This window comes from Paenibacillus sp. B-A-8 (assembly GCF_048572915.1).
Classification (GTDB): Bacteria; Bacillota; Bacilli; order Paenibacillales; family Paenibacillaceae; genus Paenibacillus_AQ.
In genome coordinates this window covers 2,439,245-2,465,410 of the sequence record NZ_CP183882.1, presented here as the reverse complement: position 1 = coordinate 2,465,410, position 26,166 = coordinate 2,439,245, and the positions used below count along the sequence as shown (strand labels likewise).

Sequence of the window (26,166 nt, the reverse complement as noted above, 5' to 3'; positions counted from 1 at the left end):
TTTCCCATCGAATTGGATTGTTTATACTTTTAGAAATGTATCGCCCCAGATATCCGGACGGTTTGTACAAATCATTATATCAGAATGCATGTCTGCTAAGCGACGCATCTCTTTCCCTTTGTTCACGGTCCAAGCCATTATTTTCACACCTTGCTCCGTCAAAAGCTTAGCCAATCTGGGATTCAGACGCGAAAAGCTGATCGATAAAAGAGAGCACTCCAGTTCATGCAGCCTTCGAGCGGGATTACCAAACCTTGAATCAAAGATTAGCCCTGTGCGGAAGCGGGGATCTATTTCCTTGATTTTTTTTAACACATCTGTGTCAAAAGAGGTCAAAATCACGTCCTCCCGCAACCCTTTGGAGGAAATAAGATCCGTCACCTTCTGCTCGATGCCAGGATACATATCGCCTACTGTTTTCAGTTCAATATTGAGACGAAGTCTACCGGAGGCTAATGTGAGCACCTCTTCCAAAGACGGCACCCGCTCTCCCCGAAAGGAACGCCCTTTCCAGCTACCCGCGTCAAGACGGCGGATATGTTCCCAATCCATGTTCTTTACCTTACCATGTCCATTGGTTGTACGGTCAAGCGTAAAGTCATGAATGACGACAGGTACTCCGTCCTTGGAGAGCTGGACATCCAATTCCATCCAGTGTACAAAAGGCATGGCAATGGCCATCCGGATCGCTGCTAATGTATTCTCCGGTGCTTTACCGGAAAATCCCCGATGGGCAACACACAAATTGTTCATCATAAGGACCTCCCAGGAACCCTATTTTGTAACTTGAGTGACTTTACCGTCACTGTCGATCTTAACTCGACCAGCAGATAAAGACTCTACTTTTTTAAGTAAAAGCTGTCCGTTCACCTGATTCATTGGCACGGGCTGAGCTAGCTCAGCAGTCATAGGCCTCAGCTGTAATGAACATTGTCCTTTTTTACTGCATTCCGCCTGAAAAACAGCAGTTTCCCAAGTAGCAGGTACCGTTGATCTCGTAAAAATAAAATTACCAGTGCTGTAGGCGATCCACTTACCTTTGTATGGCTCTACACCCTGCAATACATGTGGGTGACCGCCAATGACAAGATCAGCTCCCGCATCGACAAAACTACGTCCTAGGGTCTGCTGAATATTATCGAACTGCTCTACCCGTTCCTTGCCCCAATGGACTACTACGACAACCAAATCAGCTTTTTGTTTAGCTGCAGCAATCGCTTTAAGTCCTTCTCTGCTATCATAAACTGAAGCAAGCCCCGGTTTATTCTTTCCTGCCATCCAATCCGATGCAGGAATCACACGTGTGAACCCCAATAAGGCGATCTTAATCCCTTTACGCTCAAAATATTGCGCCGAGAAAGCTTCTTTACTGTTGAGCCCAGCACCAACATAAGGAATGCCTCTTTCCGAGAGATGACTAAGCGTGTCTCTCAGACCTTCCTCCCCTTGATCAAGCGTATGATTGTTCGCCATATTTACTGCATCCACTCCGGCTGCCTTAAGAGCATCTAACGCCTTCGGTGAGCCTTTGAATACAAACTGCTTATTAGCGGCGCCAACCCCACCCGTGGTCACAGGAGTCTCCAGATTCACGACCGTAAGGTCATCCTTCTTGAACATTCCATTTAACGCGGCATACGAATAGTCGTAGCCTTTCTTCTCAAGCAATTCCCCGGCTTTGCCCGAAAAAATAACATCTCCGCCAAAATTCAAGGTCACTGTATTGCCAGAAGCCTGGTCATCTGATGGAAGTCCAGACACAGAACCACCATCTGCGACTTGGGAGCTGCTTTCATCTGGCGAAGGGGTCGAAGTAGCTTCCGGCGCCTGTGTTTCAATATTCTCTTCCTTCTCAGGCTTCGGTGTAGGTGTGGCCTCAGGCGCTACCGTAGGAGAAGGGACGGGAGACTCCGTGACTTCAGGCGTTGGTGTTGTAGTTACAATAGGTGCTGTCTCCTGAGCAGTAATATCGGGTGTAGGTGAGGCTGTGACTTGCGCCACCGGAGGCGGCTCAGAACTCCCCTTAAATTTGTCTTCCATAAAACTATAGCTGAGCGCCACAGTAATCATCAAAAGAAGACCTGCATTGATCCAAATCCAGGCCGTTCTGCGCTTACGTTTGCTCTTATGTTTGTTCTTCTGTCTAGAACGCGATCGCGGCGGATACATTTTTTCTATGATCTCCTCTACTCTCAAATTGGTTCTATTATAGCATATCTAGCACCTGACCCTCCAAATAAGAGAGTCCGCCAAGTATAAACACTCTCACCGTCCTTATAAGGACAGTAAGTATTTAAACGAGAAATATAAGACATAAAAAATAGCGTAAAACTTATACTTCCTTATATTTTTAAAATCGGATATTCTTCTATTAAACAAAAACGGTGAAGCAAAATAATTTTCGCTTCACCGTTCATTATATAATTCTAACTCTCCTGTAAATGAACATTAATTCGATATACACTTTGCAGCGCTTTGTGCTGTAAGCTTGGCCTGCTTGACGCAATCGGGCATTGCCACTCCATCATATCCAGCTCCAAAGACATATAGCCCAGGAAGTGTGGTCTCAAGCTCCCTATGGAATTTAGAAAGATTGTCAAGATGTCCAACAGGATACTGTGGCATCGAATGTTCCGAACGAGTAATTTCCGTGAATATAGGTTTCGCTGTAATGCCCATGATCTCTCGTAAATCCTTACTCACTAGCTCCGTAAGAGCCTCATCTGGAAGTTGAACATTCTGCTCATCTCCGGAACGGCCTACATGACAGCGCATAAGTACTTTATCATCTGGACTCGTATGCGGCCACTTCGTTGACGTCCATGTACAGGCAGTAATATTGCGCCCTTCCTTACGTGGCACAAGAAAACCTGCTCCAGCATCATCAATTTCGATATCCTTCTTGTCGAAGGCCATGACTAAGTTCGCAACCGATACATAATTTACCGCATCGAGTGCTGAAACATCCACATGTGGACGCAAAAGTTCGGCAGCAAAAGAATTTGGTGTGGTGATATATATTTCATCCGCAAGTAGCCGTTCGCCACTTTCCAGTTCTAGCTCATAACGAGAAGCATTAGTTCCTGTAGCATGTATAGAGACCACCGCAGCTTCAGTTCGCTGTTCTACATCATGCAGTTCATGAATCAAGCCATGCACGAGACTTTGTAGTCCTTTTCGAAATGTCAAAAAAGTGCTGTTCTTTGTGCTCGTATTTGTCTTGGAGGAATTCTGTTCTTTTATGATTCCACGAATAAGACCACCATACTGCCGCTCTACTTCTCCAAATTGCGGAAAGGTAGCCTGTAGGCTGACTTTGCGTAAATCCCCAGCATACATACCGGCTAATAGCGGTTCGGTCAAATTCTCCATCACTTCAGTACCTAAACGTCGCTCAATCAGCTGTCCGAGGGATTCATCGTCATTACTCCGCTTAGGAGGAAGGATCAAGTCCATCAGCGCGCGTATTTTGCCACCGAATGAAACCAGAGCACTTGATAGAAATGGCTTTAGTTCAGTAGGAATTCCAAGCACAAGACCGGAAGGCATAGGGTGAAGCTTGTCACGCTGTAGTATATAGGTCTTCTCTGCCTTTGGATTTGTGTTCACCAGCTCGTGATCTAGCTCTAATTCCTTAGCCAATTCAATCATCTCTGTTTTGCTAGCTAAAAAAGAATCCGGACCTTTCTCAATCACAAATCCATCCCGGTGCAATGTTTCGATCTTCCCACCAAGAGTCTTGTCTTTCTCTAGCAGTACAATATCAGGTTTCATGCCAGCTTCTTTGTAAAACTTACGAATGTAAAAGGCGGCGCTGAGTCCACTCAGCCCACCGCCTATGATAACAATTCGCCTAGAGGGACCAGTCATGACTGACCGGCCGACATTTGATTCAATCTTGTACGAACAACATCGCTCAATACCGACATGTACGCAGGATCGCTGTTTAATGATTCAATCCGCATAAGACGCATATCCAGCTCTGAAGCTACGACTGTTGCCTCGATATCAAGGTCATACAGCACTTCTAAATGATCGGATACGAACCCGATCGGTGCCACTAGAACATACTCTACCTGTTCCTTGCTAAGCTGCTGAAGTGTATCCAGAATATCTGGTCCAAGCCATGGTTCAGCTGTCCGTCCTGCGCTTTGCCACGTAAACTGCCAATTGGTTATCCCCGCTTGATCTGCAATAGCCTTTGAGGTCTCCAATAGTTGATCTTTATAAGGATCGCCCATAGCTAGAATACGCTCTGGAAGACTATGCGCGCTAAATAATACCCTTATCTCATCGCGAGTAGCGCCTGCTTCGATATATTGATCTATTTTCGCAGTTACTCTCCGGCTTAGAACATCGATCAATACTGGGTGCATATGGTAGCTCTCCACAAAACCCATGTTGATTTTACATGCATCAGCCTTTTCCTGAGCACGTTTGATATAGCCACCCACGCTCATGCTTGAATAGTGAGGGGCAAGCACAACACCAACCGCTTGGGTAATGCCGTCCTTCGCCATAGCCTCGACGCCGTCCTCAATAAACGGATAGGCATGCTTCAAACCCTGATAGCAGACAAATTCAACATCCGCCCCAGCTTTATCCGCGTTTAGTGCTGCCTGTAATGCAGCTACTTGACGGTCTGTGTTCTCCCGCAGCGGGAATACACCCCCGACGATCGCTTCATAGCGATCTGTTAATTCTTTAAGCTGCTCCGCTGTCGGCGGATTACCTCGCCGAATATGAGTGTAATATGCTTCAACGTCTTCTAAGCTTTTAGGAGTGCCATACGACATGACGAGAACACCTATTTTTGCTGTCACGGATTCCATCCCCTTATAGATTTAATAGGCTATTTTTAAGAACGCAGTTTGGCTGATTCTTTCAATACTTCCTGTGAATATTCGTGAATATATTCCGTTAATTCTCTAAGCTTCTCTAAAGAAGCCTCCGGGAATAAGCCATGACCCAGATTGAAGATATATCCCGGCTCTTGTACCCCTTCATCAATTAACGCTTTCGCGTGCTCCTTCAAGACGTCCATCGGCGCTGTAAGTAAATACGGATCCAGGTTGCCTTGAATCGCAAATTTCCCACCGGTTCTGCGTCGACCTTCGGACAAGCTCACACGCCAGTCCACCCCGATTACATCCGCTTGAAGCTTCGTAAGACTCGGTAGCAATTCGCCAGAGCTTACGCCAGGAAAGTATATTTTCGGTACATCAAGATCAGATAATTCGGAAAAAATACGAGAAACCGTCGGTAACACATATTTTTCAAAATCGCGTGGCGCAAGGGCACCGACCCAGCTGTCGAACAATTGAAACGCTTTTCCACCACTACGCACGTGACTGCGGAGGTAAGCGATAATCATATCGCCGAGCTTGTCCATCAGCATTTCCCAGACACGGGGTTCACTGTACATTAGCTCTTTAGTCCGAATATATCCTTTGGAAGGTCTGCCTTCGATCAGATAGCTGGCAATTGTAAACGGTGCGCCTGCGAAAGTAATCAAGGGCACGTCCAGCTCCTTATCCAGAATAGCAATCGTCTCCAAAATATGTCCGAGATCGCCTTCAACATCAATAGGCTTCAGTCTCTCGACATCTGCTGCAGAGCGAATCGGATTCTCGATCACAGGGCCAATATCTTTGACGATATCAAATTTCACACCGATAGAAGCGACCGGATTCATAATGTCTGAATACAAAATGGCCGCGTCCACACCTAGCTTGCGCACAGGCATCAAGGTTACTTCAGCCGCCAACTCAGGCTGTTTGCAGATTTCAAGCAATGAGTACTTTTCCTTGATTTTACGGTACTCGGGATCATAACGGCCGGCCTGCCGCATGTACCATACGGGAACGTGCTCCGTTTCCTGCTTTCTGCAGGCGCGGATAAAAGTGTCGTTGTAGGTCATGATAAGATCTCCATTATATTTTATAAGATTTTTTAAAATAAACGCTTACCGTCCTAATAAGGACGCCGATGGCGTTTATGCTTGATCGGCATACTTACTATTATGCCCTTTTTAAAAGGTTGTAACAAGCAAAACGAAGATCGTGGAATGACAATCCTATGACATTACTATGACATGTATTGCACTTTTGAAGCTAAAAAAATGATATACTGATAAAATGTCTATTTTTCTGTGAATCATGTATTTTCTGAAATTCTTTGAAAGGAAGTGAAAGCACTTTGAAGAAATGGGAGACATGGAAGGTCAACCTCTTAGTGCTTTGGTTCGGACAATTCTTGGTAAATGCCGGAATGACGATGATCACACCGTTCCTGACCTTGTATCTTGCTAAGGATCTTGGAGTTCAGGGTGAGCATGAAATTGGAATTTGGGCGGGCCTTATTTTTGCCGCAAACTTTTTAACTTCTTTCATTTTCCAGCCATTATGGGGAAAACTTGCTGACAAATATGGACGTAAAATCATGCTCCTGCGCTCCAGCTTTGGCATGGCTATCGTTATGGTGTTGATGGGCTTCGCACAATCCCCTATGCAGCTGCTCTTACTGCGACTGCTGAACGGTACAATCTCCGGCTTCAATCCCGCTTCCATCGCACTCGTATCGGGTACTACTCCGAAAGCACGTATGGGATTTTCGATGGGGCTGATGCAGTCGGGTTCTGTTGCGGGTACCATCCTTGGACCACTTATTGGTGGTTTTCTTGCTGATTTAATCGGATTTCGTCCGATCTTTTATGTCGTTGGCGCCTTGCTCTTCATCGCCTCTCTACTGGCACTGTTTCTCGTTAAAGAGAAATTCGATCGTGCAGAAGCGGCACAAGAGCCACAGGTGTCAGTAATGGAGGGCTTGAAGGAATTGATCAAGATCCCTCAGCTCCCGGCGCTGTTTGGTGTAACCTTTTTGCTGCAATTTGCAATGATCAGCCCCATGGCCTTGCTGCCACTGTATGTTGAAAAGTTAAATGGGCCTGCTGAGAATATAGCCTTTTTAGCCGGAATGGTCAGCGCAGTTACAGGGATCTCCAACATGCTGGCTTCCCCCTTGCTCGGCAAGCTGAGTGATAAAGTCGGCGCACACCGCATTCTGACCTACGCGTTAATCGGGGCTTCGCTATTCCTGATTCCGCAAGCATTCGTTACTAGCGTGTGGCAGCTAATCATTGTCCGTTTTCTCATGGGGATTTTTATGGGCGGTCTTTTGCCCAGCGTTAATGCGCTTATCCGGTCTTATACCCCTGACGGGAAAGAAAGCCGCGCATTCGGCTTCAACGGCAGCACATTGTCACTTGGCAATATGCTGGGAGCTATCATAGGCGGCTTTCTATCTGGTTATATTGGTATTGAGGGACTGTTTATCATCTCCGGAAGCTTGTTGCTGTTGAACACCGTATGGGTCCGGGTTAAGCTATACAAAGCTACTCCACCACGGCTATTTCGCTAATTTTCTGCTATTTCACCATTGCCAACGCCAGTCCATCATAGGCTGGCAGACAAGTGCTGATCAGACGTTCATCGGTAGCGATCATTTCGTTGAAATGCCGTACTGCAAGAATGGCAGGCCCATTTCGATCTGTATTTAGCGTCCGTCCGCGGAGAAAAATATTATCACCAGCAATAATCGCACCTGGGTTAGCCAACTTAATGGCATATTCTAAGTAATTAGAGTAGTTAATCTTATCTGCGTCAATGAAAAAGAAATCGAACTTAGCGCCCTCTGCTTCCAGAGCCTTCAGACTGTCCATAGCAGGGCCGATTCTATACTCCGTAGAATCTCCGAATCCGGCCAGTTCTAAATTACGGCGAGCAAGTTCAGCATAATCGGCCCTTAGCTCTAGTGAGGTCAGCCGGCCACCCGCTGCGAAACCACGGGATAAGCAAATCCCGCTGTAGCCGCCAAGTGCGCCAATCTCCAAAATACGCTTCGAGCGGGACAATCTAACAAGCATGGTGAGCAGTCTTCCGTATCCCGGCTCGACAGACACCTCCGGCATACCCGCTTGGACGATAGCTTCTTTTACCTGAAGCAGGATTTCGTCCTCGGTATAAAGTTGTTCACTGTACTCTTCTTGTGTAAGCATAAAGATTCTCCTTTGATGATCCCCCGTTTTCTCGATTTAAGGGATGACGGGGAAAATTTTATGGTTTATGGAATGCCGGGCATTGTGAAGTGTCCCACATTCCCATATACTTGTATGGATGCTTTTGCGAGAAACGCTTATCGTCTTTAAAGGACGACAATGTCGTTTCTTCTTATTGTACTGGCTTTTTGTATTTATCTACAAGTTAAACGGAGTTGAGCGTATTTGAGCAAATTACAATTAATCGCTACTGCCCCTATGGGATTAGAAGCTGTAGTAGCGCGCGAATTAAACGAACTGGGTTATGAGACCACGGTCGAAAACGGTCGTGTATTGTTCAGTGGTGATTATATCGACATCTGTCGCTGTAATTTATGGCTGCGTACATCGGACCGCGTATTAGTAAAAATGGGCCAATTTCCAGCCAAAACCTTTGATGAATTATTCGAGGGTGTCAAAGCCCTTCCTTGGGAAGACTGGATTCCAGAGAATGGAGAATTTCCGGTAGAAGGCCGGTCCCATAAATCACAACTAACGAGTGTACCCGCTTGCCAAGGGATTGTCAAAAAAGCTATTGTTGAAAAGCTAAAGCTTTCCTACCATACGGACTGGTTTCCAGAGAACGGACCTCGTTATGTAATCGAAGTGATTTTGTTAAATGATATCGCGCTTATTACACTAGACACTACTGGACCTGCACTTCACAAACGTGGATACCGCAGACAAGCAACCGAAGCGCCACTGAAGGAAACGATGGCTGCTGCGCTAATCCAGCTTAGCCGCTGGAATGGCCACCGACCGCTATATGATCCTTGTTGCGGTTCAGGAACACTGTTGATCGAAGCTGCTATGATCGCTTGGAATATCGCACCGGGACTTCGCCGCTCCTTCCCTTCGGAACATTGGCCAGTCATTCCTAAGTATCTGTGGGAAGAAGCCCGCGAAGAAGCTTTCGATGCCGTGCGAGACGATTATCCGTTACAGCTAACCGGCACTGATATTGATCCTGCTGCCATAGAAATCGCTGAAGCTGCCGCTAAAAGCGCCGGCCTGTCCGGAGAAATCACCTTCACCGTGATGGCTGCCGCCAAAGCAAGACCCCAAGGGGAATATGGTTGCATCATCACCAACCCTCCATATGGAGAACGGATCAGTAATGACAAAGAGGTAGAGAAGCTGACTCGCCAATTTGGTGAAATGATGTTGTATCTACCGACTTGGTCATTCTTTGCCATCAGTCCTTATAAGGAATTCGAACAATATTACGGCCGTAAAGCGGACAAGCGTCGCAAGCTGTATAACGGACGTATTGAGTGTCAATATTATCAATACTTGGGTCCACTTCCACCTAGAAATCCAAAATAATTTGGAATTCAATTATGCGAGAAATATAAGACATGAAGTATGGTGTGAAACTTATACTTTCTTATATTTTTAATTAAGAACGGACATCTACCTCAATAGAGGACGGTGTCCGTTTCTTCTTACCTATTCATTTACAGCGTTAGGAGGCTTTAATGTGTCACAAGATCCATTTACGAGGAGCAGTTCGTCCTTAACAGATAGAATCATCCCTATTGTCCGCTCCCGTTATATCGGTTATATCCTTTTTCTTGGCATTATGCTCGCTAAGCTAATGTTTCTTCACAGCGGGCTGCATGCCCCAAATATTGATATGAACCGTCTCGATAAGCTGATTGCTCTTGGTTCAGTTATGCTATTGTCATTTTGGGTGCTATGGCTCCCCCGACGTGGTCAAACCATAGCCCTGATAATCATAAACTTGCTCCTGACATTACTTATTTATTCTGACATTGTCTACTACCGATACTTTCAAGATTTCATCACCGTTCCCGTTCTGTTTCAAGCCGGACAAATCGATGCACTCGGCGGGAGTATCTTTGCACTGCTCCGTCCTTCTGATCTCTATTTGTTCGCGGATTGGCTGCTGTTTCTCGTTTACGTCTTTTGCGTAGTACTATTCCGCCGGAACACCCATACCTATAACAATGGGCAGGCTTCCTATTATGCTCGTACAAGTCATTCCCGCCCTTCATCACGCTTAATGACAGTACTGAAACGGAGCGCTAACGGTGTCGTTGCATTGGTACTGGGGTGCATTCTGACCTTTGGCCCTATCCACTCTTATGCCACTACCTGGGCTAAGGGGTTGTTTACGGGTAACTGGTGGAGCTTGGCGATGTATAACGTTACAGGACTCATTGGATTTCACGGTTATGATATTTACTTGTATGCCAAAGATCATCTAGGCCCTCAGCCCGAGCTTCCACAGGAGGAAGCCAGCTCCATGAAGCTTTGGTTCAATGAACACAATGCTGAGCAAAGCGCACTTAACGACAGCTTTGGAAAATACAGCGGAAGCAACATCATTGTGATTCAAGCCGAAGCTTTTATGAATTTTGTAGTGGGTCGTTCGATTAATGGACAAGAGATCACACCTAATTTGAATGCGCTTATCAAAGAGAACACCTACTTCAGTAATTACTATCATCAGACCTCACAAGGACGAACCTCCGATGCGGATTTCGCCTCTAATGGTTCACTCTATCCGCTGGTCTCCGGCTCAGTGTTTGTCCGTTACCCGGATCATCAGTTTGACACACTGCCTGCCATTTTGAAGTCAAAGGGCTACAGCACCAATGCCTTCCATGCCTATGAGGGAAGCTTCTGGAATCGACAGATCATGTATAAGGCGATGGGGTATGACCATTTTTATAGTAAAAAAGACTACAAGATCGATGAGCCTCTAGGCTGGTCATTGGGAGATAAATCGTTCCTGAGGCAGTCACTGAATATGATGGATACAGCAGAATCGATACAGCAACCCTTTTACTCCTTTTTGACTACATTATCTAGTCATCATCCTTATTCTCTCCCTACGGACAAGCAAGGGCTTGATACTGGGGAGTTTAATGGGACTATCTTCGGTGATTATTTGCAGGCTGTTCACTATACGGATGAAGCTTTAGGGCAATTAGTAAGTGATATGAAACAACGCGGGTTGTGGGATAATACGATTCTTGCCTTTTATGGGGATCATGATAATTCCATCCAAGAGACCTCTTATTACGAGCGATTTCTTGGCAAAAGCCTAAGTAAACTCGACATGCATCAAATCATGCACCAAGTTCCATTACTCATTCATCTCCCGGGCACTAACGCCTCGGTCGTTGATTCTAATCCGGCGGGTCAATTGGATCTCACACCTTCCTTACTCCATCTGCTGGGGATCTCCCAAGATCCTTATTATCTTATGGGTAATAATCTGTTCAGCGGCAAAGAGCGACTTGTGACACTGCGAACCGGTGCCTTTGCCGATGCGAAGAGATCCTATCTCCCAAGTGAAAATGGCCAATTCGACAAGGGTACCTGTTATAGCCTCGATAGCCGCGAAGTTATTGATGTTGCGGGGTGCAGTACAGGGTTCGAGACAAGCAAGCAACGACTGCAAATCTCAGACGATATCATGAAATACGATGGCATCAAAATGCTCCGAAAAGAAGAAACCGCGCCATAAAAATTCCGATCTATAATTAAAAAAAGCCCTAAACTCCGTCATCAACACGGGTTTAGGGCTTTTTAAGTTGATGGATAAGACCTCTGCATTATTTCTGAACGGCCGGTTGCTTGATAAAAGCTTCTACCTTCTTCAACACTTCTTCCTCTGTTGGAGCACTCACATAACGACCATTAACATATACAAAGGCCCGTTTGCCACATGGACCACAGTACGACTTACAGCCGACCTTGATCTCTGCATCAGGCGCCATCTTTTGCAGTTTGGGTATGATACTCTTCAATTTCATAAAATTACATTCATCGCACACTTGTATATCGTTAGCCATGGAGCAACCCTTCTTTATGTCCCAAATTTAAGGCGAAACGTTTAGTGATCGCCGTGATTACCTTTAGACGGATTAGTAATAACAAAACCTTCTTCAGGAAGATATAAATAATCAACGACCACACCATCAAGGAGCGGTTGATTCGGATCAAGAATAACATCGATTTCCTTATCTGTCGACACTACAACATCATTCTCGTTAGGCGTGTCCAAATCCAGTCCGTAGTGAGCGTGATCACCGTGAGCATGCGTAATCGCTACGCGAAGCTTCAACTCGCTGTTTCCTTCAAGTTCCATTTGTTTCTTTATCACTTTAGCCGCATTGCGGGTAATTTTGACCTTCATCTATTATCCATCTCCTAGTACTTAAATTAAATACTCAATTACCTATTTTAAAGGTAATTGATATCTAAAAGCAACTATATTAACAAATTAGATACACAATCCGAGGCAAATCTCACTTCACTGCCTCATTTTCCGGCCTGAAGTGCCGGGTATTTCCTTCCCATCCGTGATACGAACCAGCCCATCAGGAGCATTGTTACTCCAATATCATCGATCGGTAAAAACGGCATGAAATCTGGCAACACCCAATAGAGCAGCACTGGAATTGTGAATAATAGCTTGTCCCCAACTGCGACTTTAGGGGAGATTACATATCGCCAGGAACTACTGAAGATGGCAGACCATCGCTTCAGTGACAGCAGTTTTTTCAGTTTCATAGTGGTCCTCCTCCCAAGTAAAAAGGATACAGCCGCGGATAACGTGTAGTGACGACAGCGGCCATACCCTATGGTTTATGTTACGCAAGTTTACTGTAATTGTTTCATAATTATTTCACATTGGATAGTATCGTTCCCAAAATTAGACCCGTTTCTAGTGCCATATCTTCAAAATCTGCCAGTGGTAACGGATTTTTGCCGATCCCTAGTTCTACTGTAAATCCAGGTTTGCGGAAGGTCTGGATGAACCAATCCTTATATCCAGCATCGCTGCCCGTTAATTCGACTGCACGATAGCTGCTCGCAGCGGCCAGCCGTGCTGCTAGTTCACGGCTTTCGGAAGGCTCATATCCCCGGTAATTCCAGTAGATCTCTCCCCCTTGGCTATGCAAAGACACTGCAGCTTCTCCGGGCACTTCCTCAGCAAGTATTGCCAGTGCGGCTGCCTCAGGCTCACTAAGCGCCTCAGGACCACTGTAATCACGCGGAGAGGGCAGGAATACCCCCCGACGTTCCCGTTCCTCTTCCCAGTGGGCAGGGAACTGATCCCCGAGATCCACACCGCGTATATTGGCCTTCCAATGGCGGAAGCTACGCCGTCCCCCGTTCCATTTCATAAGATCCGCATAATACGGGTGGCCTGGCAAAACACCTTCCTGTACTAATTCCACGCCATCGGGGTTAGCCATGGGAACAGCCCATAGAGTCCAGTTATTGTACCATTCCTCTGGGCGATGACCATTCCATGCCAAACCTTTAGCATAAGCTGCTGCGTACTCTTCTATAAACGACATCAAGCAAGGCGAGGTCAGCCATTCATTAGCATGCAGAGCCGCGTTAACATGCAGATGACGGCTACCATTCCCTATTTTAAGCACATGAATCGGCTTGCCAAGCACACTGTTGCCAATTGGATGTGCTTGTATAAAAGGATATTGTGCAATCAGACTGCTGATGTCGTTCTCGACATCAAACGGGCCGTACTCTCCACGCAAGAACACCACTCGCTCTGGAATCGGAGGTGGAATGACGAGTACTTTTCCCGGTGTACAGCAGCGTCCTGAGGTCACACCTGGATTAAGCTTCTCCAAATCATCTAAATTCACATGGAATAATGAGATTATTCGTTCAAGATCGTCCCCTTCTTGCACCGCATATCTCTTACGGGGTGAAGACGGCAGAAATAAAACCTGACCCGGATATAAATAAGACTGTCTCCCAACCCATGGATTACCTTGAATCACATGCTCAGGGGTTAATCCATGCAGGGCGGCAATTCGGCTTACGGTATCTCCCCTGCTTGCAATATATTGTCGCATTAGGTCTCATCCTCTCGGCCTTTAATTGCTGATACGGTAGATACAAAAATAGCAGCAAACAGCACTTAACTCTATTGTATGCAAGTGCCACTCCCCTGCATGAAGGAGAAATGAATCACAAGAAAAAAGGCTGGGAAACGTGCTTCCCAGCCTTTTTTCTTACACTCCGTAGAGTTTGTCCCTATTCAATTCAACATTGCTCTGCTTATAACGTGGATACTTGCCACACTACTGGGGTACGTCTAATTTGTTCTCCAAGCCAGTCTCGGGCAATTCTCTGAAACATTTCAGCATCACCACTGCAGAAGAACTGATGAATTGGGCTTTCGTCCCCGATGGACAGCTTGCCTTTATCATATAAAATCGTGCTGATCTCACGAGCTGTCTCATCTGCGGAACTGATCAGTTTGACTCCCGGTCCCATGGTCTCTCCAATAGGTTCAACAAGAAATGGATAATGAGTGCATCCTAAAATTAAAGTATCGATGTTAGTATCTTTAATGCATTCCAATGCCTGCTCTACAATATCATAACTTTTCTCTGAGCGGAACATGCCTTGCTCTACAAGCGGGACAAGCGCTGGGCAGGCTTGACTAACAACCTCAACGAATGGAGACAGCTGCTTCAGCGCATTAGTATAAGCCCCACTGCTAATTGTTCCAATTGTACCGATCACGCCGACATGTCCGCTTTTGGTCGCGCTAATTGCAGCACGGGCTCCGGGATGAATCACCCCAATGACAGGGATCGAGACCTTGGCTGAGATATAATCGAGTGCCGCGGCTGTTGCGGTATTACAAGCGATAACAATCATTTTAGGATTAAACTGGATCAAATAATCTACTATTTGTTCTGTAAACAGTGTTACTTCCTCGGTCGAACGGGGTCCGTACGGAGCTCGGGCCGTGTCTCCGAAATAAATGATCTTCTCCCGCGGGAGTTGCCTCATCACTTCTTTGACAACTGTTAGCCCTCCCACACCTGAGTCTAATATTGCGATAGCTTGCTGCACGAACACACCGCTTCCTTCTACTTGTTTTGTGTAGCTTATGTAAGCCGAAAACAAAATGTACCTGACTTTCAGCCCCAATTGCAGATAATACTCCTTTTGTACTCTTAGTTCAAGCCAATACTTTTTCCATTATTAAACAGGTCCATAAGAATGAAATAAAAAAGCCACCTTCCGCCCAATGCGAAAAAGCGGCTCTATTAAAAGAGAATAAGTACTTTTTGAACGTAAACTAAAGAATCCATCCACAGTTTCATTATGCGATTTCGTTATTGTCCTTGTCATCTGACTGAGCTTCTTCAAGACTAGCTTCTTCACTGCCAGCTTCATCACTTACAGGCGATACCTCTAACTCCGTGACCTCTTCCAAAGTGACTGCAGCCTCTTGAATGGTTTCTTCAGTAGCAATTCCACTTACAGCTACAGTAGCTGTATCTTCTTCAACAGCACCAGAGCATGATTTGCTCCATTCGCGGACCTCATGTACGACATGGCCGATAGAATCTTTAGCTTTGTCATACAGCTCGACGCTCTTGTCACCTGCCTGCACGGCAATTCCCTGTACCTTTTCAATGCCAGCAGCTGTTCCTTCCGCAATATCCTTGCGCAGCTCTTTTCCTGGCTTAGGTGCGAACAGAAGTGCTGTCACCGATCCAACCACACTTCCGACTAAAGCTCCCCATAACAAACCTTTAGTGTCCTTTTTCATCGTTTCATCTCTCCTTTAAATTCATTGCTTCCCGCTCTACCGGGCTAATGCCTATATCTGCTATATCATAAGCAGCAGGAGTTTGTCTTGTGACTAATTATTACGACTTTTCAGAAGTTTTGTCTGTTACATTTTTGGGTGCAATAGCGTATCGGCAGCATTGTCCACCTTCTGCCATACATTCACTTCTTGTAACTTTAGCATCCAGCAATTCCTCAAATAAGCTATGTTCGCATTGACAAGCTTTGCGATACTGGGTAGCCACCTGGCGGATCGGGCAGTTGTATTCTCTTATGACATACGAACCGTCTTCTTCACGGTTCCACTCCGCCATATATCCCCCGGCATTTTGGATCGACGATAACTCGGCTACTCGTTCTTCCAAATTCCGGCGTTCCATCATCGGTGCATACTGGGTGAGCATCCGCCGACGGCGTCCCTCAAATAATGTATTTACAGCTTCCAATCCACTGCCATAATCTAATTCACGCAGAAGCTCCAAAGCCAAATTGTGATAGCTTTTTGGAAAATAGTCTTCGGACCTTTCTGTTAAAGAGTACATATGTAAAGGCCGCCCCATCGCTTGCCGAACCACTTTTGTCTTAGCAAGTCCCTCCTGCTCCAGCTGAAGCACATGACGACGGACACCCATCTCTGTAATTCCCAACTCTTCTGCCAGCGCGCCGATGGTCAGTGGTCCTTTCGTTTTCAGGAGCGTCATAATCAAGTGCCTTGTCGATCCATTTTCCTGCCCCATCTTCATCATAAAGGAACCCCCTCTCTTTCACGGCTATCGCCTATTTTATATGATTCTATCTTATGCTATTATAGCGTTACACCGGACCCTAGTTCCTGATCCAAATAATTCCCTACTTCAACAGCAAATTTCTCTAGCACCTCTGGAAGGATTGGAGTGAGCGGGTGAAGAGCTTCTCTTTCCCAGGCAAAATAATCCTGCACGAGCGGCTTACGGAGCGCAACAAGCTCTATCAATCTCTCGTATATTTCACTTTTACCTAGCACTTTTTCTTCATGTATGATTGAAATGATATCCTCATAACTTCCAGCATCACGCATAATAAAACCGTCAATCAGACAACTACCAACGTCCGTGACCACCTCTATCGCCAGATGAAGGCAGCGTTCTTGTATTAGTCCGGTTAAAGTGTTGCCATCCCATGAAGCTACTACAGTCCGAAGACCCGTGGTTATATCTGGGATTTGAGCAAGAATGGTTTCGATTTGTTTGCGGTTGACATAATACACAGTAATACCCCCATGTCAAAATAGTTAGAGAAATCTGCATTATCTCTACTTACCGCGTTTGCCGCGGCGTTTCAGCCAAAAGAACATAATGAAACTTGCCGCAAGAAAAACGACCAAATAAGTTAACGCTTCCATCGGATACTCGAGCTCACGCATTCCTGTCACCGCTTCCGGTATAAAATGATGATGCTATTCAATCAGTTTATCGCTTAAATTACGTAATCTACAGCAATTGAAAGTTCCTTCACTTCATTAATATGAGCTATGACTTCCTTGTGCGCCGGATGAACCTGATAAGCCTGTAAATCATCTAGAGAAGCTACCACCGTAACAAGCGCAATATCAAAGGATCGATCAGAATGAATGATATCAGCACCCACTTCAATCGAAAGGAGCTGCGGGATTTTACCTTCCATATTTCGCAGTACGGCTACCGTTGCCGCAACGCTTTCTTCGGACCGGTCCTTCAATTTGAAAAACACTATATGCTTGATCATTCTATCTCGCTCCTTGTTGTAATATTGTAATTAGATATTAAAAATATATCATAAGCTTACGCGTTCTGAAAGAAACTTAAGAAGTGATGACAGAAATAGCAGCATTAACCATTGCCGATGTACAGGAAAGTGTTGTAGTATATTTTTAAAAAATCGGAGGAATTATGCCTAGTAACCAACAAGAAACTCATAATATCCAGGCGTGGTCTCTGATCAACCGCAAATATCTTGGACAAGGCGTTCGTGTAAAAAGATTCCGCCGTCCAAAGCGTAGCCAGATTAGAAACCGTGTGTTACTTGCTGTATTGATGGCTAAGGATATCAAACTTTCACGACTCGCAGAAGATCTTGGTATATCCTCTCGCAGTGTAAGTGCCTGGGTATACGAAGGTCGTATCCCTTCCAACAATAACATTGACAAGACCTGCCGCCTGCTCGGGTACCCGCCCCACATTTTGTTTAATGAAACACTGATTCGTCAAAGTCCAATTGTATGTCAACCAACACCTTCTCGCTTTATGAAAAGAAGTATTACCAGTTCACCGCGCAGCAATGTGATTCTGACCGGACTTTGTATGGTTTACGATTTTTCCGTAACCGATGTAAGTATTTGGATAGGGGTTCATCCCGGAACGTTCCGTAAATGGTTGCACAGCAGCCATCTGCCGACTCCTGCACTGCAGGAAAAAGCCGAAGCCTTCTTCCGGATTCCACGCCATATTCTATTTGCAGACTGCGGAACGCTCTAATGTGATCCTAACGCTTAATTAGATTAACGCCAGCCCTTCTTCCTTAATTAGGAGAAGGGTTTTTTGCCATATTTTTTTCTTGAAAAAGGGTCATACTACTGTTTAGGTACTTTCTTCAGATTTTTAGAACGGAACAGGAGGCGTAAGATGAGACTTGATGGAATACTATCTGAAGGCTACACCGATACTTGGGACGTGGCCCCCGGTGTCATCGGACTACGAACTATGTTCGTAAATTGCGCATTCATCGGCCAGCCCCATTCGGACTGGATCATTGTAGATACAGGACTCAGCTCATACGCAAATAGGATTATTGAATTTGCTAAAGAGAAGTTCGAGAAGCCCCCAGTCGCCATTATCCTGACACATGGACATTTTGACCATATCGGGGGCGTAAAAAAGCTTCTTGAGGAATGGAATATCCCCGTATATGCTCATCCGCTTGAGCTTCCTTATCTAACAGGTAAAGCGGACTATCCTCCAGCGGACCCGGCCGTAGGCGGCGGACTGATGAGTACGGTGTCCTCATTATTTTCACATCGCGGTATCGACCTTGGTTCAGCCGTACAGCCGTTGCCGGAAGAAAGAACCGTCCCTGGAGCAAAAGGCTGGAAATGGATCCATACTCCCGGTCATAGTCCCGGCCATATTTCCCTATTCAGACCAGAGGATAAGGTTCTGATTGCTGGTGACACCTTTCTTACAGTCAAACAAGAGTCCGTTTTCGCAGTGGCTACACAGCATCAGGTTGTACACGGCCCGCCCTCTTATTTCACAACGGACTGGGAAGACGCGGAAAAGTCAGTCCGAACCCTTGCACTCCTAAATCCTCATATCGTTCTCTCTGGACACGGGGTGCCTATGGAAGGTGAGAAGTTATCTACTCAGCTAGCCCACTTATGCAAAAATTTCAAAGAAATGGCGCTACCGGGTCAAGGGAAGTTCGTGTAATTTTCTTGCGAATATAGATCTTAGGACATATTGACTGGTTGATCCCTGAGGGTCTCTAAGTGTCTCGATATTGGTGCCAGTTTTAATAATTTCCATATGCTCAAAATGCTGTTTTAAATCAGCTTCACTAAAAAAATGAGCGAATTTCCCTTTTTTATATTCATAGGTCGCAGGTTCCAAGCATGCACCACAGCCGTAATTCGGATCCTCATCGGAAAAAGAAGTGAAATAAAGCAGCCCTCCGGGGTGCAATTGCTCCAGACAATTTGTAAGCAACCTACGACGATCCTCATAAAGAAATAAATGCAATAAGTCATAGCAGTAGATAGCATCTACCTTCGTCTCTAGATTGCAGTCTAACACGGAACCGGAAATAAAAAAGCATGCGGGGTCCCACTCCACCGCAAGCCCGAGTGCGGCCCCGCTTAATTCAATACCAATGGTCTCAAATTCACTGGAGAACACCTTCGTATTCCGCCCATAGCCTGCTCCTGGTACAAGTACGGACCTCACATTATTCTTACGAAAGAGCGTCTTTGCCTCCATAGCCGTAGGGCTTGGCTCACTTCCCCAGATCATTCCTTCCTGAGCGAACCGCCGGTTCCAGTACTCGGACATACGTCATCGCCTCGCTTTGCTTTAATCGCCCATCACCCTATACCAATATGGATATATTTCCTTAAAACCGAGCTTGTCATACAAAACCGAAGCACCAGCATTCGCTTGTACAACCTGTAAAAAAGCGGTTGTCGCTCCCTGCGTCTTGCCCCAGTGAAGCAATGCAAGCAGCAATTGCTCCGCCATACCTTGTCTACGCTGATCGGAAGCCGTGATAATATCAAAGAGACCTATGTATCCGTTCTGAATAACACCTAGACCGCAAGCGGCAGGAACACCATTTTTATACAAAAGAACATAGCCCTGCTGCAAGACCGAAGCACATAACATTCTAGTTAATGTGCTCCGATTCTCAATGGATAGCTCAGAGAGCTTCGTGAAGACATTTAGCCATTCTTCAGTCAGGCTTTCCTGAACTTGTACCTCATATCGATGATCAGGAGTAGCTAAATCCTCTAGATCTAGAAGCCTTACAGAGGATGGCTCAACAACTGTGTATCCGCGATCCGCTAGCAGCTCGTCCAGATTCGCTGGCTGGATATACGGTGTTATTTTAAACACAGGCTTTAATCCCGCAGCCTTATAGTACTGCTCAGCAAGCTTGATTTGGTTTGTAAGATCGGTAAGAGAGCCCTCAGCACTATACAATGGATTGACCGAATTGGCCCTTTTCGTATAACCTGCAGCCGTTCGCAGTACCCAGCCGTTTAGGAGAACACTCTGCTCTGCCGGCCAAGTATTGAGTGTAATTTCCTCTATTGATTTATACATGCTATCCCCTCCTTATTAACCGCGTTCCCGCTTATTACGCATCGCTGGCAGCAGCTTCACTGCTTCATCACCATACGAAGTAAAATAGTCGTATTCAGGGGACTCCTTGCCGTATAGTGCTATTTTCCCATCTGCATTGTAATGAACTCCCCAACCGAAACGTTTCGGAAGTAAAGAGGCCCGCAGGCATGGATGTTTTCTGGAAAATAGCTCATTCCATATTTCTTCCTTACGGTTCATTCGTACTTCCTGTGGGATTTGTTTATGCCGCACATGAATCTCGTACAGAAGCTCTTCATGATTGTATTTATAGGGTTCATTGATAAGCAGCTCATACTGAATTACATGAGCAGGCGGGAGTGTACGACAAGACATCGGGGGGATTCCTGTTTCCTCAGGACAATCTTCTGCTACCCGAATGAAAGTGTTTGTATAACTCATGTGCAACACCTCTATTATTAATTGAAATATATTCCTTCTATGATAATTCATAGTTCTATTATAAGCATAGCTGAATTTTACAAATTTCACTATAATTATACAGCAAAAATCCGGAATCTAAATCTCCTGACTCCGGATTTCCTACCTGCTATCTCATCTTAGATTCTATTCCTCGGTAGCTGCTAGGAGCTCCTCTACCGGCCACGGAAGCGGATTGTGAAAGTTGGTCCAATCCTGCTTCAGCTCTTCAAGTGTCAGTAAACATCTGTCCAATCTGGCTTCAATTTGTGCCTGATCCATACTCACACCAATAAACACGATTTCATTCATGCGATCGCCCCACTGCTCGTCCCACTTGGCTTTCATTTCAGGTTCGCTTTCCAATACCTCCAGCTGCTGATCCTCAGGCATTGTAGCCAGCCAGTAGCCGGCAGGTCCGAACTGAATCGAGGGTCCAGCCTGGCTGATACTCGCTGCAAGATCACCTTCAGCGGCAACCCATACAATCCCCTTCGCCCTAACAACCTCTTCCGGCCAATGACTGAAGAACAAGCTTAATCTTTGCGGATGGAATGGTGTTCTCCGGCGATAGACAAACGAAGATATTCCGTATTCCTCCGTCTCAGGTGTATGAGACTCCTTATTCAGCTCCGTGATCCAACCGGAAGATAAACTTGTTTTTTCAAAATCAAACCGTCCGGTATTAAGAATCTCCTTCGGATCTACCACTCCGTTAACAGTACGGATCAGCTTGGCGGTCGGCTGAAGTTTACGGAGCACAGTTTCAAGCTTGTTGAGCTCTTCTTCTTCCAGCAGATCACATTTATTAAGCAGCAACACATCACAAGTTTCGATCTGATCTATAAGCAAATCCACGATATCGCGAAAATCATCTTCGCCAGCCGTTTGACTGCGATCCATCAGACTATCACCAGAAGAGAAGTCATACCAGAATCGGCCCGCATCCACAACGGTAACCATCGTGTCTAATTGAGCAAGCGTAGTTAAATCGATATCCAGCTCGGGATTCGCATAGGTAAAGGTCTGGGCTACCGGCACAGGCTCACTAATGCCAGAAGATTCAATCAGGATATAATCAAACCTACCCTCAGCAGCCAGCTTTTGCACTTCAACAATCAAATCATCGCGGAGTGTGCAGCAGATACAACCGTTAGACATCTCCACTAATTTCTCTTCAGTTCTGGACAGCGTGTTTCCGGACTTCACCAGATTGGCATCCACATTCACTTCACTCATATCGTTCACGATAACAGCAACTTTCAAGCCTTCTCGGTTGTGCAAGACATGATTCAACAACGTTGTTTTACCGGAGCCTAAGTAACCACTTAGCACAGTAACGTGGATTTTTTTCATTCAGATCACTCCTATCATTGATTAGCATTTATATTTAGCACTTATAGCACTTACCGGGTTTCGCGGTGTAAGGTAACTCTTTTGAGGCGTGGACAATATTTCTTCATTTCCATACGACCTGGATGATTTCGCTTATTCTTGGTAGTGGTATAGTTGCGATCTCCTGTCTCCGTACATGCTAAAGTAATGATTACTCTCATTGGTTCCATCTCCTTTTTAATTAAATCGTAATAATTACGATTAACACATCGTACACGTTTTATTCACAGTCTGTCAACTATCGTCTTGTAAATATTTCAACTCTCTTAATTTTGTGGTCTTTCTGATGGACAAATCACGTATAGATGGAATTATAAAAATATGATTCTTGTAATTTCAGGAGAATCAGGCAGGAGTGGAGATCATGAAGATACCAGTAATTATTTTGAGCGGGTTTCTGGGGAGCGGGAAGACAACTCTGCTGTTGTCCCTGCTGAAAGAGAGTAAGGTAAGAGGGCTGAACCCTGGCGTAGTCATGAATGAGCTCGGTAAGAGAGATGTGGATGGATATATTCTACAGGAGCACACGGGTACAACCGTGACTAAACTGCTGGATGGGTGCGTATGCTGTAGCCGTAAAGAGGATCTGGCAGACAGCCTGCTGGTATTGTTAAGAGGGCGCCCTGATGCTATTTATATCGAGCTTACCGGTGTCGCAAACCCAGAAGAAATCGCCAAAACACTTCAAGAAACCTCTCTCCAGGAAAGAGTCGAATTGCATTTTACGATTACCTTATTGGATGCAGAAAACGCCTTAGAATATAACAGCAGACTCTCTTCTGACAAACAACTGGTTCGTACTCTTCGCAAGCAACTGTCCACCGCTGATCTCATTGTCGTTAATAAGAGTGATCTTGTAGAACCTGAAACCTTATGGCGAATAGAAAAGGGTGTTCGAAAACAAAATGCAGAGGCTGAAATCGTATATACCCATTACAGCGAGATCAACCTTTCTCCGATATTATCAGGAATCATTCCACGCAAAATCATCGCGCCCGCACCGCAACGAGCGCCCCAGACCTTTAAAGGCGCCTCTCTGAAGCAAATGAATTCAGAGCACGGAGGAACCGCAGTAAAAGAAGTGCAGGAGGAGCAGCATGCTTCTTTTTCCCAAGTGACTGCCATCACGCTGACCATACCTCAAGCAGGGACTACTATGCCTTCCAAAGAACGGCTAGAGGCTTTTTTTCAAGAATGGGGTGACAACCTGCTCCGTGCCAAGGGCCATATCCTTTTATCTGAACAGGAACCGGTACAGCTTGTCCAATATGCGGGTATGCGTACGAGCTGGGAGGCGTCTCGTTATCCTGGAATGCCTTATGTGGTATTCATCGGGATTAATTTAGATGAGGAACTGCTGGCAGATCGGTGGACCGCCTTATTCGCGCCTTGACTACCCTATCTCCATTAAAATTACTGCCGCTGCTTCTACCGATTTCCTTCTTGATCATCATTGGTTTTATATGGGTACCAAATCAGCTGGAACTTCTGGATAACGCGTACATTGATACGTTCAAAACCGGATTTATCGGGATTTTGCTAGAAGCTTTGCCGTTTGTGTTAGCAGGAGCTTTATTATCCTCGCTGCTTAGAGTCTTTATCCCAGATGAAATGATCTCCCGCTGGATTCCAAGGCAGGCGTTGCCGGCTATTTTATTCGCTTGCCTGCTTGGAATTATTTTTCCGGTATGTGAATGCGGAATGATCCCTCTCGTCCGCCGGCTAATCCATAAGGGGATGCCTGTCTACGTGGCGATCGTGTTTATTCTATCCGGACCCATCCTAAATCCTGTCGTCTACGGAGCAACTCTGACGGCTTTTCGTAACCACTCCGAACTGGCCTATGCCCGGATGGGTCTAGCCTTTGCTGTCGCCTGTATTATAGGCCTAATTATCTATGCAACGGTGAAAAAGTCCCCTGTACGCCTGAGTGTTCAGCGCGAAACCGATAACACGCATCACAATAATTCACGTGGAGGAAAGTTAGCTGCTGTCTTTGTTCATACCTCGGACGAGTTTTTTGAGATGGGAAAATACTTAATTATCGGCTGTCTACTAACCTCGGCCATCCAAACGTTTATGGTTCAAGATAGTCTGGCAGCAATCGGAGATAAGCCGCTAGGGTCTTATTTTTTCATGATGGGACTGGCATTTGTGCTTTCACTCTGCTCCACCTCGGATGCCTTTGTTGCTTCCACCTTTGTACATTCTTTTCCGGCAGGTGCACTGCTAGCTTTTATGGTGTTCGGGCCGATGCTGGATTTCAAAAATTCATTGATGTTACTCTCCCTGTTCAAGACCAAATTCGCCCTTTATTTGTTCTTTCTTATCTTTTCGAGCGTATTTATCGGGGCTGTAATCATGTCCTTATGGCTGTAATCATAGAAATTCCGCACTGATAGGAGGAAGAGCATGAATGACTCTCGAAGCATCCGATTTCACTATTTGTTAAGGGCGGTCATTCTGCTCGCGTTTGCTCTCTATATTGGGCATTTAGTGCAGCAAGACGCTTTGCATTATTATGTAGCGCCCAAACTGGCACGCTGGGTTCAATTATGTCCGATTCCTTTGACACTTATGGCACTTAGCTTGGCCATTCAGGCCTTATTTGGTAAAGGCAGTGTTCTATGCGACTGCGAGCATCGCCTCCCGCATTCCATATTTAAAAGTACAGCGCTTTATGGATTATTTCTTTTTCCGCTGTTGCTTGGATTTGCACTTCCTGACCGAGCCTTGGGAAGTATGGCTGCTAGCAAAAAAGGGATAACTTTAACCTCATCGCCCTCCGATACTAACAATGTCGCTAGATTCGAATCAATTGATCCCTATCACGAAGAGCTCACAGAGCTGGCCAAGATTCTTTATGTACAGCCTACTATCCCTGTTTACCCTGCAATTTTTTCTGAAACACTTGGTGCTATTGACATGTATAAAGAGCAATTTGAAGGCAAAGAAATTTCCGTTTCCGGGTTTCTGTATCGCGATGACAGTGAAACGCCAGAGAGTGCTTTTGCCATTGGCAGATTTCTGGTCCAGTGCTGTACCGCTGATGCCACTCCATTTGGGATGCTGGTTGATTCCGGCAAACTAAAAAGCTTGCCCACTGATACCTGGATAGAGGTTCGGGGCAAGCTTCAAGTTGTGCAATACAAGGGCCAAGAAATAATGCAAATTCGTGCAGAAAGCATTACACCGATCGCGCAACCAACAACACCTTACATTTACACGAGCGCTGACTCCATAGCCACATGGAAAGACCTACAGAGTTCTGTTAAGCCTTACTAAATAATGGCATCCAGCTCATCTTCATCATTCTCAGACCGGTTAGGGTTAAATACTTCAACCATTATACGAGCTGGAATACAGATGATTTGCTGCTTCGGTCTAGAAATAAACCCCATTTCTAAAGCGATTCGCAGAGGCGCATCAGAATACGTCATTTGGATCCCGTAATCAAATACCTTTAAGGTATTGTGACCGAACTTTGTTTGAATATCTATAATTTGCTCTTCCTTAGTCAAAGAAACGGTTTTGTATTCTTTGCCATCGACCGTAATTATAGCTTTCAAATCTCCTTGTTGATACTGCTCATTGCGGGTGTCCCACCACTTGATTCCGTAAATTAAACCGGCTGCTAACAGCGCTATAAAAATAATTACAAAATCGCCACGCTTCATTTTTAACAAGGTATGGATCCTTTCATCGACATTGATATGCGTAATAATTACGATTACAAATATATAAATCATACGCCTCTTTGTCAATGATACTCCTCATCCT

General features: G+C 45.5%; 29 protein-coding genes. 8 read left to right on the top strand and 21 right to left on the bottom strand.

From position 1 onward, the window contains the following. Positions 1–21 precede the first annotated feature (21 nt). The 5 genes from ACN6MV_RS10515 to hemE all read right to left on the bottom strand — a co-directional run bounded on the left by ACN6MV_RS10515 (position 22) and on the right by hemE (position 5,920). Positions 22–753 (bottom strand): glycerophosphodiester phosphodiesterase, encoded by a 732-nt coding sequence (locus ACN6MV_RS10515; protein WP_076121858.1) that lies wholly within the window; start codon positions 751–753, stop codon positions 22–24. 21 nt (positions 754–774) lie between these two features. After that, positions 775–2,169, bottom strand: a complete 1,395-nt coding sequence (locus ACN6MV_RS10510; RefSeq protein WP_419886308.1) for a CapA family protein — start codon at positions 2,167–2,169, stop codon at positions 775–777. A 279-nt stretch (positions 2,170–2,448) separates the two neighbouring features. After that, positions 2,449–3,870, bottom strand: a complete 1,422-nt coding sequence (gene hemG / locus ACN6MV_RS10505) for a protoporphyrinogen oxidase (RefSeq protein WP_419886307.1) — start codon at positions 3,868–3,870, stop codon at positions 2,449–2,451. After that, positions 3,867–4,823, bottom strand: a complete 957-nt coding sequence (hemH, locus tag ACN6MV_RS10500; protein WP_419886306.1) for a ferrochelatase — start codon at positions 4,821–4,823, stop codon at positions 3,867–3,869. The genes hemG and hemH overlap by 4 nt, the downstream gene beginning before the upstream one ends. A 35-nt stretch (positions 4,824–4,858) precedes the next feature. Next, on the bottom strand, positions 4,859–5,920 hold the full coding sequence (hemE, locus tag ACN6MV_RS10495) for a uroporphyrinogen decarboxylase (protein ID WP_042126274.1): 1,062 nt from the start codon (positions 5,918–5,920) through the stop codon (positions 4,859–4,861). A gap of 278 nt (positions 5,921–6,198) precedes the next feature. Here hemE and ACN6MV_RS10490 point away from each other — a divergent pair, with 278 nt between their 5' ends. Continuing rightward, on the top strand, positions 6,199–7,419 hold the full coding sequence (locus ACN6MV_RS10490; protein ID WP_042126273.1) for an MFS transporter: 1,221 nt from the start codon (positions 6,199–6,201) through the stop codon (positions 7,417–7,419). A 7-nt stretch (positions 7,420–7,426) separates the two neighbouring features. Here the strand turns inward: ACN6MV_RS10490 and ACN6MV_RS10485 are convergent, their stop codons facing one another. Next, complete coding sequence (locus ACN6MV_RS10485; protein WP_042126271.1) at positions 7,427–8,056, bottom strand: O-methyltransferase; 630 nt, start codon at positions 8,054–8,056, stop codon at positions 7,427–7,429. 225 nt (positions 8,057–8,281) lie between these two features. Here ACN6MV_RS10485 and ACN6MV_RS10480 point away from each other — a divergent pair, with 225 nt between their 5' ends. Then, on the top strand, positions 8,282–9,421 hold the full coding sequence (locus tag ACN6MV_RS10480; protein WP_042126269.1) for a THUMP domain-containing class I SAM-dependent RNA methyltransferase: 1,140 nt from the start codon (positions 8,282–8,284) through the stop codon (positions 9,419–9,421). A 154-nt stretch (positions 9,422–9,575) separates the two neighbouring features. Next, complete coding sequence (locus ACN6MV_RS10475) at positions 9,576–11,594, top strand: LTA synthase family protein (protein WP_419886305.1); 2,019 nt, start codon at positions 9,576–9,578, stop codon at positions 11,592–11,594. Positions 11,595–11,682: 88 nt separating this feature from the next. Here ACN6MV_RS10475 and ACN6MV_RS10470 read toward each other — a convergent pair whose 3' ends face one another. From ACN6MV_RS10470 to ACN6MV_RS10430, 9 genes are all read right to left on the bottom strand, one after another. Continuing rightward, positions 11,683–11,922 (bottom strand): DUF1450 domain-containing protein, encoded by a 240-nt coding sequence (locus ACN6MV_RS10470; RefSeq protein ID WP_042126265.1) that lies wholly within the window; start codon positions 11,920–11,922, stop codon positions 11,683–11,685. Positions 11,923–11,963: 41 nt separating this feature from the next. Then, a complete protein-coding gene (locus ACN6MV_RS10465; protein ID WP_042126263.1) occupies positions 11,964–12,266 on the bottom strand; it encodes a HesB/IscA family protein in 303 nt (100 codons plus the stop codon). 125 nt (positions 12,267–12,391) lie between these two features. Next, the gene (locus ACN6MV_RS10460) at positions 12,392–12,643 is read right to left on the bottom strand and encodes a hypothetical protein (protein ID WP_419886304.1); all 252 of its coding nucleotides are present in this window, start codon (positions 12,641–12,643) and stop codon (positions 12,392–12,394) included. Positions 12,644–12,753: 110 nt separating this feature from the next. Continuing rightward, positions 12,754–13,962 carry a M14 family zinc carboxypeptidase gene (locus tag ACN6MV_RS10455; protein WP_419886303.1) on the bottom strand — a complete coding sequence of 403 codons (1,209 nt, stop codon included), beginning with the start codon at positions 13,960–13,962 and terminating at the stop codon, positions 12,754–12,756. 205 nt (positions 13,963–14,167) lie between these two features. Continuing rightward, positions 14,168–14,974 carry a glutamate racemase gene (racE, locus tag ACN6MV_RS10450; protein ID WP_419886741.1) on the bottom strand — a complete coding sequence of 269 codons (807 nt, stop codon included), beginning with the start codon at positions 14,972–14,974 and terminating at the stop codon, positions 14,168–14,170. A gap of 253 nt (positions 14,975–15,227) precedes the next feature. Continuing rightward, positions 15,228–15,680 (bottom strand): YtxH domain-containing protein, encoded by a 453-nt coding sequence (locus tag ACN6MV_RS10445; RefSeq protein WP_375102541.1) that lies wholly within the window; start codon positions 15,678–15,680, stop codon positions 15,228–15,230. Between the two features lie 100 nt (positions 15,681–15,780). After that, entirely contained in the window at positions 15,781–16,446 is a 666-nt protein-coding gene (locus tag ACN6MV_RS10440; RefSeq protein WP_042126257.1) for a helix-turn-helix transcriptional regulator, read from the bottom strand. Positions 16,447–16,505: 59 nt separating this feature from the next. After that, the gene (locus ACN6MV_RS10435) at positions 16,506–16,946 is read right to left on the bottom strand and encodes a DUF86 domain-containing protein (protein ID WP_419886302.1); all 441 of its coding nucleotides are present in this window, start codon (positions 16,944–16,946) and stop codon (positions 16,506–16,508) included. 209 nt (positions 16,947–17,155) lie between these two features. Beyond that, positions 17,156–17,443, bottom strand: coding sequence for a Dabb family protein (locus ACN6MV_RS10430; protein ID WP_042126253.1), 288 nt, complete (start codon positions 17,441–17,443; stop codon positions 17,156–17,158). 164 nt (positions 17,444–17,607) lie between these two features. On the opposite strand from ACN6MV_RS10430, the gene ACN6MV_RS10425 reads away from it, so the two are divergent. Both ACN6MV_RS10425 and ACN6MV_RS10420 read left to right on the top strand, forming a co-directional pair. Further along, on the top strand, positions 17,608–18,192 hold the full coding sequence (locus ACN6MV_RS10425; protein ID WP_375102540.1) for a helix-turn-helix domain-containing protein: 585 nt from the start codon (positions 17,608–17,610) through the stop codon (positions 18,190–18,192). A 147-nt stretch (positions 18,193–18,339) separates the two neighbouring features. Continuing rightward, positions 18,340–19,143 (top strand): MBL fold metallo-hydrolase, encoded by an 804-nt coding sequence (locus tag ACN6MV_RS10420; RefSeq protein WP_419886301.1) that lies wholly within the window; start codon positions 18,340–18,342, stop codon positions 19,141–19,143. On the opposite strand, the gene ACN6MV_RS10415 is transcribed toward ACN6MV_RS10420, so the two are convergent. The 5 genes from ACN6MV_RS10415 to rpmG all read right to left on the bottom strand — a co-directional run bounded on the left by ACN6MV_RS10415 (position 19,117) and on the right by rpmG (position 22,547). Further along, a complete protein-coding gene (locus ACN6MV_RS10415; RefSeq protein ID WP_419886300.1) occupies positions 19,117–19,761 on the bottom strand; it encodes a class I SAM-dependent methyltransferase in 645 nt (214 codons plus the stop codon). The two genes, ACN6MV_RS10420 and ACN6MV_RS10415, sit on opposite strands and share 27 nt — an antisense overlap. Positions 19,762–19,782: 21 nt before the next feature. After that, on the bottom strand, positions 19,783–20,532 hold the full coding sequence (locus tag ACN6MV_RS10410; protein ID WP_042126245.1) for a GNAT family N-acetyltransferase: 750 nt from the start codon (positions 20,530–20,532) through the stop codon (positions 19,783–19,785). Positions 20,533–20,547: 15 nt separating this feature from the next. Then, the gene (locus tag ACN6MV_RS10405) at positions 20,548–20,973 is read right to left on the bottom strand and encodes a DUF6157 family protein (protein ID WP_375102537.1); all 426 of its coding nucleotides are present in this window, start codon (positions 20,971–20,973) and stop codon (positions 20,548–20,550) included. A 165-nt stretch (positions 20,974–21,138) separates the two neighbouring features. Beyond that, positions 21,139–22,347: a GTP-binding protein gene (locus ACN6MV_RS10400; protein WP_419886299.1), complete on the bottom strand. Its 1,209-nt coding sequence runs from the start codon at positions 22,345–22,347 to the stop codon at positions 21,139–21,141. Positions 22,348–22,397: 50 nt separating this feature from the next. Further along, the gene (gene rpmG / locus ACN6MV_RS10395; RefSeq protein WP_076098468.1) at positions 22,398–22,547 is read right to left on the bottom strand and encodes a 50S ribosomal protein L33; all 150 of its coding nucleotides are present in this window, start codon (positions 22,545–22,547) and stop codon (positions 22,398–22,400) included. Positions 22,548–22,750: 203 nt separating this feature from the next. On the opposite strand from rpmG, the gene ACN6MV_RS10390 reads away from it, so the two are divergent. The 3 genes from ACN6MV_RS10390 to ACN6MV_RS10380 are packed head-to-tail and all read left to right on the top strand — an operon-like array spanning position 22,751 to position 25,671. After that, positions 22,751–23,779, top strand: a complete 1,029-nt coding sequence (locus tag ACN6MV_RS10390; protein WP_042126239.1) for a CobW family GTP-binding protein — start codon at positions 22,751–22,753, stop codon at positions 23,777–23,779. Continuing rightward, on the top strand, positions 23,755–24,765 hold the full coding sequence (locus tag ACN6MV_RS10385) for a permease (RefSeq protein WP_419886298.1): 1,011 nt from the start codon (positions 23,755–23,757) through the stop codon (positions 24,763–24,765). Before ACN6MV_RS10390 ends, ACN6MV_RS10385 begins: the two co-directional genes overlap by 25 nt. Positions 24,766–24,798: 33 nt before the next feature. Continuing rightward, complete coding sequence (locus ACN6MV_RS10380; RefSeq protein WP_042126236.1) at positions 24,799–25,671, top strand: TIGR03943 family putative permease subunit; 873 nt, start codon at positions 24,799–24,801, stop codon at positions 25,669–25,671. Here ACN6MV_RS10380 and ACN6MV_RS10375 read toward each other — a convergent pair. Further along, a complete protein-coding gene (locus ACN6MV_RS10375; RefSeq protein WP_231574127.1) occupies positions 25,668–26,150 on the bottom strand; it encodes a NusG domain II-containing protein in 483 nt (160 codons plus the stop codon). The two genes, ACN6MV_RS10380 and ACN6MV_RS10375, sit on opposite strands and share 4 nt — an antisense overlap. Positions 26,151–26,166: the final 16 nt, after the last annotated feature.

What these genes read in the sequence shown, in the direction of transcription:
- ACN6MV_RS10515 (WP_076121858.1), bottom strand. Translation starts at nt 753, where the DNA reads ATGAACAATTTGTGTGTTGCCCATCGGGGATTTTCCGGTAAAGCACCG.
- ACN6MV_RS10510 (WP_419886308.1), bottom strand. Translation starts at nt 2,169, where the DNA reads ATGTATCCGCCGCGATCGCGTTCTAGACAGAAGAACAAACATAAGAGC.
- hemG (WP_419886307.1), bottom strand. Translation starts at nt 3,870, where the DNA reads ATGACTGGTCCCTCTAGGCGAATTGTTATCATAGGCGGTGGGCTGAGT.
- hemE (WP_042126274.1), bottom strand. Translation starts at nt 5,920, where the DNA reads ATGACCTACAACGACACTTTTATCCGCGCCTGCAGAAAGCAGGAAACG.
- ACN6MV_RS10485 (WP_042126271.1), bottom strand. Translation starts at nt 8,056, where the DNA reads ATGCTTACACAAGAAGAGTACAGTGAACAACTTTATACCGAGGACGAA.
- ACN6MV_RS10470 (WP_042126265.1), bottom strand. Translation starts at nt 11,922, where the DNA reads ATGGCTAACGATATACAAGTGTGCGATGAATGTAATTTTATGAAATTG.
- ACN6MV_RS10465 (WP_042126263.1), bottom strand. Translation starts at nt 12,266, where the DNA reads ATGAAGGTCAAAATTACCCGCAATGCGGCTAAAGTGATAAAGAAACAA.
- ACN6MV_RS10460 (WP_419886304.1), bottom strand. Translation starts at nt 12,643, where the DNA reads ATGAAACTGAAAAAACTGCTGTCACTGAAGCGATGGTCTGCCATCTTC.
- ACN6MV_RS10455 (WP_419886303.1), bottom strand. Translation starts at nt 13,962, where the DNA reads ATGCGACAATATATTGCAAGCAGGGGAGATACCGTAAGCCGAATTGCC.
- ACN6MV_RS10445 (WP_375102541.1), bottom strand. Translation starts at nt 15,680, where the DNA reads ATGAAAAAGGACACTAAAGGTTTGTTATGGGGAGCTTTAGTCGGAAGT.
- ACN6MV_RS10440 (WP_042126257.1), bottom strand. Translation starts at nt 16,446, where the DNA reads ATGATGAAGATGGGGCAGGAAAATGGATCGACAAGGCACTTGATTATG.
- ACN6MV_RS10430 (WP_042126253.1), bottom strand. Translation starts at nt 17,443, where the DNA reads ATGATCAAGCATATAGTGTTTTTCAAATTGAAGGACCGGTCCGAAGAA.
- ACN6MV_RS10425 (WP_375102540.1), top strand. Translation starts at nt 17,608, where the DNA reads ATGCCTAGTAACCAACAAGAAACTCATAATATCCAGGCGTGGTCTCTG.
- ACN6MV_RS10420 (WP_419886301.1), top strand. Translation starts at nt 18,340, where the DNA reads ATGAGACTTGATGGAATACTATCTGAAGGCTACACCGATACTTGGGAC.
- ACN6MV_RS10415 (WP_419886300.1), bottom strand. Translation starts at nt 19,761, where the DNA reads ATGTCCGAGTACTGGAACCGGCGGTTCGCTCAGGAAGGAATGATCTGG.
- ACN6MV_RS10410 (WP_042126245.1), bottom strand. Translation starts at nt 20,532, where the DNA reads ATGTATAAATCAATAGAGGAAATTACACTCAATACTTGGCCGGCAGAG.
- ACN6MV_RS10405 (WP_375102537.1), bottom strand. Translation starts at nt 20,973, where the DNA reads ATGAGTTATACAAACACTTTCATTCGGGTAGCAGAAGATTGTCCTGAG.
- ACN6MV_RS10400 (WP_419886299.1), bottom strand. Translation starts at nt 22,347, where the DNA reads ATGAAAAAAATCCACGTTACTGTGCTAAGTGGTTACTTAGGCTCCGGT.
- rpmG (WP_076098468.1), bottom strand. Translation starts at nt 22,547, where the DNA reads ATGAGAGTAATCATTACTTTAGCATGTACGGAGACAGGAGATCGCAAC.
- ACN6MV_RS10390 (WP_042126239.1), top strand. Translation starts at nt 22,751, where the DNA reads ATGAAGATACCAGTAATTATTTTGAGCGGGTTTCTGGGGAGCGGGAAG.
- ACN6MV_RS10380 (WP_042126236.1), top strand. Translation starts at nt 24,799, where the DNA reads ATGAATGACTCTCGAAGCATCCGATTTCACTATTTGTTAAGGGCGGTC.